We start from the raw sequence: 7478 nt of genomic DNA, 5'->3' as shown, positions 1-7478 counted from the left end.
AAGATAAGGAAAAACGTGCACCTAAACCAAGGACCCGGAGGAACCATAAGCAGGAAGCTGAACAGCATTAATGTACGCATAATTAAATTGGGTTATACTAGTCACTCCCTGCGTGGGAGTATGGATTGAAATAGATTACAAAGAAACACAAAAATTTTGAAGAACGCCTTTTTTACATCAGACGATGTGGCGATGAGCATTTTACTGTGGAGACATTGAGAAACATTCTCTCTCTGTCCGGGCGAGAAATAAATTGAACGCAGACATTTGATATAAAGCAGGATTGCTGGGCACCACAGAGGAGGGCATTTGTTCCGCATGCGTTTTACATTTAAGAACAAGAGGTATGACAAGAGCAAAAATTACTACTTGGTAGCGCATGATGAGCGCAATAATGCGGAAGCATTCCGATATCAAGAAGGGAGAAAAGATCATGAAAGTTTTTGAAATGACATCAGAAGCAATCCCCAAAATAGCACGACTCATGTGTACGATCAAGCCGGACTGGTGGGATTATGAGGGGGCGTTCAGCCAGTTGAGTGGTGTGGAGGATACGATCCGTACGGTCGGCTGGTATCTGGGGGAAGATGAGAACACCCCCAAGGGATGGATTCTGTGCCGTGAACTGATCGGATACCGTGCGCTGGAGTTGGAATGCAGCGGCTTTGACGACAACGGCGAATTTAAATTGGAGCATAAGCTGGGAGAGCTGATCCGCACAGCAGAGAGCTATGCCAGGAGTAAAGGCTACCTGACGTTCCGCAGCGGGATGAGCTCCATAGGATTCAACATCCATAAAAAGAAAATCAACAGCATTGCGGATGCAATTGCAAACCTGGAATGTGACCGGATTGATTATAAATGGTATCTGGAACAGGGATTTCAGGTGATAGGGATTCAGCCGAACGCGTACGAAAAAGGCTTTCATCTCATCATACTTGGAAAGGATCTCTCGGAATAAAAGCAATCTGGTTCACCTCGGGGCAAATTCTGCTGATTTTCAATTTTGTTATTTTACGGCAAAAAATCAGGAACTGAACCGAACTCATCTGCAAACGATCTGCAGATGATTCCAGGACAGTTCCTGTGGGACGCAGAAACAAGGTCCGTCCCTTCCTGCTTTTATCGATAGGAAACTTCTACGAATTTTCCTATAGGATAAAAACCTTCCGGGGGACGTACACTTTTTTACACCTGCTTCAGATAAAACTGAAACGAGCTGTACTCCGGAACTTCCCGGTCGATCGGAAGTCCCGCGTGCATCAGCGCCGCGCCGGAAAGCACCTGCTCCCCATCATTGATCCGGTACATGGCATCCGGGATCAGCCCCTTTGCTTTCACATATTCCTGGGGCCCGTTGCAGGTGAGATTGGTCACGACCACACTCAGCAGAGATTCTGTTTTGTCCTTCGTTACATGCTGCCATGCGGTCATATTTCCCACTTCGAACGGATTGCTCAGTCGGTAATAATCTCCGCTGAAGATGATGGGATAATATTTCCGGAAGAGATCGCTCTGCTCCCGGCAGATGTCCAGCTCTTCCTCGGACAGCTTGGACGCGTCTAGCTCATATCCAAAGGTTCCGCACATGGCGACGACCGCCTTTGTCTGGAGCGGTACGAATTTTCCGCTGTCGGAGATATGAGCTCCCATGGTGGAAATGGGGTATACAAAGGATGTCCCGTAATGCAGCTTTAAGCGGTCAATGGGATTATTGTTGTCGCTGACCCAGTACTGTGGATAATAGTGTAGCATGCCGGGGTCATACCGCCCGCCGCCTCCGCTGCAGCCCTCAAAGAGGATATCCGGATGGGTCAGGATGATCTCATTCATCACCCGGTACAGGCCCAGGATATAGCGGTGGTATACTTCCCCCTGCTTATCCGGAGACAGCACGTTGGACCAGATGTCGGCAAGGGATCGGTTGATATCCCATTTTACATAGTAAATATCGGCATCATCCAGAATGGCGTTGACACTTTGGATGAGGTAATCCTGCACATCCTTGCGGCTCATATCCAGCGCCATCTGATTCCGGCTGCGGACAGCGTGTCGGCCTGGGATCTGCATGGCCCATTCGGGATGGGCGCGGTACAGGTCGCTGTCCTCGGAAACCATTTCCGGCTCGAACCAGATGCCGAATTTCATCCCCAGGCTGTTGATCTGCTCCACCAGCTTGTGCAGGCCGCCCCTGATCTTTTCCTCATTGACGACCCAGTCGCCCAGGCCGCTGTTGTCGTCGTCCCGCTTTCCAAACCAGCCGTCGTCCATGACCAGCATATCTACGCCCATATTTTTCGCGGCCTTTGCGATCTCAATGAGCTTCACATCGTCAAAATCCATGAAAGCGGCTTCCCAGCTGTTGATCAGGACCGGACGCCGCACATCGGAAACAAATTTGCTACGGCACAGGTTGGCGCGGTAAAAATCATGGTACAGATGGGTCAGTCCGGTGAAACCGTGTTCGGTAAACGCCATGACCACCTCCGGACCCTCAAACGCCTCTCCCGGCCGGATCTCGTATACAAACTGCTTGGGATTGATCCCCATCACCAGGCGGAGCTGGTCATACTGGTCCAGCTCGGCTTCCGCGAGAAAGTTGCCGCTGTAAACCAGCGAGAAGCCGTAGCATGCTCCATAGTCCTCACAGGACTCCCGGCCGCACAGGATCACAAAGGGGTTCTGCTGGTGGCTGGAGGAGCCGCGCACACTTCCGATGGTGTGGATGTGGTGGGTCATTTTCTGGCGCTCCACCTGCCGCTCCTGCCCGTACCGTCCCGGCAGACTGACCAGATCCATGTCCAGGCCGTTCAAAAAGTCCAGGCATACGGACATGATCTTTTTTAAATGGATGGAAGCAGCTCCTTTGTTGAAGACCTTTACGGCCCGGGTGATGATGTCGGCTTCCTCGAATACGCTGTATAATAAAATGACTTCCACGTCGCTGATATCGTCTGAGAGTATGATCTCCAGCGTGTCCGCATGCTCGTCCTCCCTTGCAAAGGTGCAGGGCAGGGTGGTCAGCTCATATTTTCCCTCCTGGATCGTGAAGCGCGACACTTTTCCATTGAAGGAATAGCTGCCGTCCGCGTTGACGACCTCAATGCTGGCAGTGCGGAAATCTCCCTGCTGCTGTGTGCTGAATTCCTGGGGCTGGGCATCCAGGGAAAAGGTCCTGGAGTCCCTGGACTCGTAAGGATTTCCGGAAAATCCCCGGTCGTACTGCATGATCTGGTAGCTTAAGTCTGCGTCATGCATGGTCGGACCATAGTAAAGGTGCAGCAGGTAATCCAGATTCCCGATCTTCATCTGGTATGTTGTATGCCTGGTATGCAGAGTAAATGTTTTTGACTGTTCGTTGAAAATAATCGACATAATTGACCTCCTGTTACAATGATGAAGCGCCGTTTTATATTCCGCGGCTTCTGTCGTCTGCAAACATAGTATAGCACGGAACGAATCTGGAAATGAATGGTTAGAATGTACGGAAAAATGTGGGAAAAGTTGGTTACTTGTGCAGAAGAAAAAATTGGCGGCATTGTGGATGCGATTCAAACCTGGACTTTCAGAGTTTCTTGAAAAGGAAGGATTTATTTTAGAAACATTATTGACAAACAATAATTTTATGCTATTATAATGATATAAAATTATCGACAAACAATAATTTTAATTGCGGCCTTTTTATCTTTGAGAGGGTTCGAAAGGAGGGCATATGAAGCGAAAAGGAATGACCGGTATCCTGACGGCAGAAGCCGCTGTCTGTATAGTTTTCAGCCTGGCGCAGGTGAATGCTTCAGGAGCATTTTCCGGCCTGGCGGCCTTTCCGTTTGAGCAGACAGGTTACGCGCTCCGTGTTCTGTCATTGTCCGGATCTGTTGGAAATGCGGTGGCAATCCTGCTTTATATGGGGTTAAGCCTGCTCCCATGCTTGGTCTGGCTGATCTTAAAAAAGAAGGGGAAGCTTCTTGGCATCGACCATGTACTGTATGGTCTGAGCATTCTGCTGTTTATCGTACACTATTATATGATCAATCCCGGCCTGTTTCCGGCCCCGGTTCCCGGAACGGTAAAATGGATGCTGAGCTGTATGCTTTACTCGGCGCTGTCAGGATACTTAGTGATCCGGGTGCTGCTCGTCTGCCGGAGGGCACAGCCAGAAACACTGCACAGCGTCCTGCAGAAGCTTCTTGTTTTTCTGAATATGGTTTTCGTATACCTCATCTTTGGACAAGGCCTGGGAACTCTTCTGAAAGCCGTCCAAAACGTGGGGAGCATGGACAGCGGTCCTGTTATGCGCGGCTTCGCGTCAGGCGCGCAGAGTCCGGGAATGACATACCTGTTTCTCGGATTGGGTTATCTGGTCAATCTCCTGCCTTATGTGTTTGACATGGGGATCGTATTTCTGGCAGGACGGATGCTGACTGCCCTGAAAACGGACCGATACGGCGACGTGTCCGTGGATCTGACGAACCGGCTTGCCGGGTTTTGCGCAAAAGCACTGGGAATTACGGTTGCTGCGGACGTGGGTTTCAACCTGCTGCAGGTTCTGTTTTGTTCCAGCCTTACTCAGATGGACCTTGTGCTCCATGTGCCCGTCATCTCCATTATTTTTGTACTGGCGGCGCTGCTGTTTGCGCGGTATCTGCAGGAGGACCAAAAGCTGAAGCGGGAGCATGATCTGATCATTTGACTGTATGGCGAAAAAACAGCTTCAAAAAGGGGGAGCTCCCGGAAGTGCTCTAAACATAAAGGCGAGAATTATGGGAATCAGAGTTTGCTTGGAAGAGGTCTTGAAGGACCGGGGAATGACATCAAAGGAATTGTGCGGGCTGGTCAATATTACGGAAGCCAATCTGTCCGTTTTGCGCAGCGGAAAGGCAAAGGGCGTCCGTTTTCATACGATCAACCGGATCTGTTATTTTCTGAACTGCGATGTAGGAGATATTCTGAAGTTTGACGGAAAACTGGAGGAGGATGGGGATGTGGAATAAAAAGAAGATGTTTCGCGGCTTTTCCGGACAGGAAGGACGTCCTTCCTGCGGAGGTACGCGGCAGACTGTGGTATTTCAGATCAGCCTGTGCCTGTGTATCATGATATTGCTCTGCGGCTGTTCCCTGGCAGTTCCGAACGCCGGCACGGAGGGCGGAGATGACCGGATGATCGGAGTATTGATTACTGCGGAATATCTGGATATGGTTACCATGGAGACGGCGGAAGAACCATCTGCGGATATGGCAGGAGACGGGGATTTTGGGCGTCATACCGGGTCGGCGGGGAACGGTCAGAACCTGGTATTGTCTTATGATCCGGAGGACGGAGGAAAGCTGTATGCAGATATTGACAGGAGTAAAGGAGACAACCCCTCCGATTGGGAGATTTCTTTCGGTGATCTGGAAGGGATTCAGATGTTCACCCCGTATTGGACAATGGAAAACGGAGAAACCTGCTGGGGCTCCGTAGGTACGGAAGGGATTTCCGACCTGGACGTCCGTCTCAGCGAATCGGATGAGGGACAGGAGCGCAGCATCAGCGGGACCATTTATACCCTGGCGGGAAACGTAGAGGAAGATCAGGTGTATTATGCCAATCCGGTGTATCAGACCGCAGACGGAAGAGTCTATGTGACACGGGGAAGCGGGATTTCCGCAAGCGGGGAGGTTTCCGAGGGGACAGAGCTCACATCTGCGCTTGACGAAGAGACGAACATGACAGAGTGCGGAAAAACAAAAACGGAAAAGTGCAGCGTGACGATCCGTTATGAGGCCATGTACCGTCCGGTTCGGATCACGGTTTGCCAGATGGATCAGGGGCATGAGATCGTAAAGAAGGATGTATACCGTCCGGAGGAGATGCCGGAGCAGATCATGGCGGAAAAGGCCACGGAGTATATTCTGGTGGAAATTGAGAAAGAAGGATTGTCCGGAGAGAATGTTGCGGCAAGAGAAGTGTATGGCTATGAACCGGAAGGGGATGTATGGCTGGAAAGCTTTTCCGCACGGGAGGACGGGATCGTGGTAAAGCAGGAAACAAGGGTGATTTGGAAGACATAAAAGGAAGGTGTGATTTGCTGCGGCAAGTCAACCTTCCTTAAAAAATCTTTTCAGCAAACGCACAGCTGGAAATCTTTTATATTTCGTACACTTCATACTGCTTCTTCGGTCCGCCGCACACCGGGCAGCGCTCCGAAACAGAATCCCCGGTCATGACATATCCGCAGATGGGACAGACATAGATGACCTTTTCACCGAACTCCTGCACATCCTCTGCCTGTTTCAGCAGAGCCGCATGTACTTTTTCCGCGGCAGACGCACCCAGGTAAGCCTGTTCGGTAAGAGGGCTCTGATGCTCCGACGCATAAGCGGCCATCGCTGGATAAAGATGCTGATATTCAAATTCTTCCCCCGGCATATAGGTACAGATGGATTCCATAAAAGCGGCGGGACGTTCCAGGATGGAATAAAAATTTCGGGCATGATGGTATTCGGAAGAAGCAAGGGCGCGGAAAAGGTTGGCAATTTGGTCAAATCCCCTGCGCTTTGCGCGGTCCGCAAACATCAGGTATCTGAAATGCGCCATCAGCTCTCCCTGTACGGATTCTTTCAGCTTCTGGTTTAAGACGCTGTTGTCACTTTCCTGCCCGTAGCAGTCCTCAGACAGATTGGCGATCCGATAGTCCAGCACTCCGTCCTTCTCATAAAAATGGACGATGTGGTGTTCCACGTCGCAGGCTTTGATCTCCTTCGATACATCCTCAATCATGGCTCCGCCGCCTCCGGTGCAGATCAGCGGGATTCCGTCCGCAACGTCAATGAACCGAGAGTGCACATGACCGCAGAGAAGGTATTTTACTTTTTCCTTCCAGGGTTCATAAACCTTCCGCAGCCGGGAAAATTCCTCCTCGGAGACACTGTTTTGAATAAAGTGGTTGGGAACCGGGATGTGGAACGCGATGATCACCTGCTCCACGTCTTCCCTTGCAAGGACCTCTGCCAGCAGTGCCAGCCCTTCCTCCTCAAAAGTACGGAGCGCGTTGTCCAGCGCGACGACTGCAAAATGCTCTGCCAGCAGCGCGTAATTCTTTTCACCGAAATATTCCGTATACGCTCCCGTATCATGATTCCCGCGGAGAGAGTAGACGGGGTTTTGCGCAAGCGCTTCCGTCATATCCTGTATCACCTGATAATAATGGTCCGATCCAATGGGCACCAGGTCGCCCGCGACCAGAGTGATGTCGTCTTTTCCGCTTTCCTCCAGCGCTCCGGCATACACTTTCATATTGTAAGTGCCGAGTCCCTCGCACCCAGGATCGCCGATCACGCCGATCGAATGTACATTTTCAAGCCGGAGGATCCGCTCCGGTACCTTTTTCATTTTCTTTTCTTTCATATTCTTTTTCCTCACTTGATCTTTGATTTCCCTTCTCTGGTATGCCGCGTCGCCGTCTTTTCCAATGTTCTGCCGCATCAGTTCCACCATG

General features: G+C 50.7%; 6 protein-coding genes. 4 read left to right on the top strand and 2 right to left on the bottom strand.

The genetic code is table 11. The features are described 5' to 3' along the window. The first annotated feature begins 433 nt into the window (after positions 1-433). Positions 434-961 carry a hypothetical protein gene (locus ACTOY7_RS17905; RefSeq protein WP_160282012.1) on the top strand — a complete coding sequence of 176 codons (528 nt, stop codon included), beginning with the start codon at positions 434-436 and terminating at the stop codon, positions 959-961. Between the two features lie 227 nt (positions 962-1188). Here the strand turns inward: ACTOY7_RS17905 and ACTOY7_RS17900 are convergent, their stop codons facing one another. Then, positions 1189-3375, bottom strand: a complete 2187-nt coding sequence (locus tag ACTOY7_RS17900) for an alpha-galactosidase (protein WP_482671395.1) — start codon at positions 3373-3375, stop codon at positions 1189-1191. A 337-nt stretch (positions 3376-3712) separates the two neighbouring features. Between ACTOY7_RS17900 and ACTOY7_RS17895 the strand changes: the two genes are divergently transcribed. From ACTOY7_RS17895 to ACTOY7_RS17885, 3 genes are all read left to right on the top strand, one after another. After that, positions 3713-4690: a hypothetical protein gene (locus tag ACTOY7_RS17895; RefSeq protein WP_160282014.1), complete on the top strand. Its 978-nt coding sequence runs from the start codon at positions 3713-3715 to the stop codon at positions 4688-4690. A 70-nt stretch (positions 4691-4760) separates the two neighbouring features. Next, on the top strand, positions 4761-4991 hold the full coding sequence (locus ACTOY7_RS17890) for a helix-turn-helix domain-containing protein (protein ID WP_160282015.1): 231 nt from the start codon (positions 4761-4763) through the stop codon (positions 4989-4991). Next, complete coding sequence (locus tag ACTOY7_RS17885) at positions 4981-6051, top strand: hypothetical protein (RefSeq protein ID WP_482671396.1); 1071 nt, start codon at positions 4981-4983, stop codon at positions 6049-6051. The genes ACTOY7_RS17890 and ACTOY7_RS17885 overlap by 11 nt, the downstream gene beginning before the upstream one ends. 76 nt (positions 6052-6127) lie before the next feature. On the opposite strand, the gene ACTOY7_RS17880 is transcribed toward ACTOY7_RS17885, so the two are convergent. Continuing rightward, positions 6128-7477, bottom strand: coding sequence for a metallophosphoesterase (locus ACTOY7_RS17880; RefSeq protein WP_482671397.1), 1350 nt, complete (start codon positions 7475-7477; stop codon positions 6128-6130). Between the last annotated feature and the right edge of the window lies 1 nt (position 7478).

Source organism: Schaedlerella sp., from assembly GCF_056796775.1.
The sequence above is the reverse complement of the archived record's forward strand: the minus strand, read 5'-3'. Positions and strand labels throughout refer to the sequence as shown.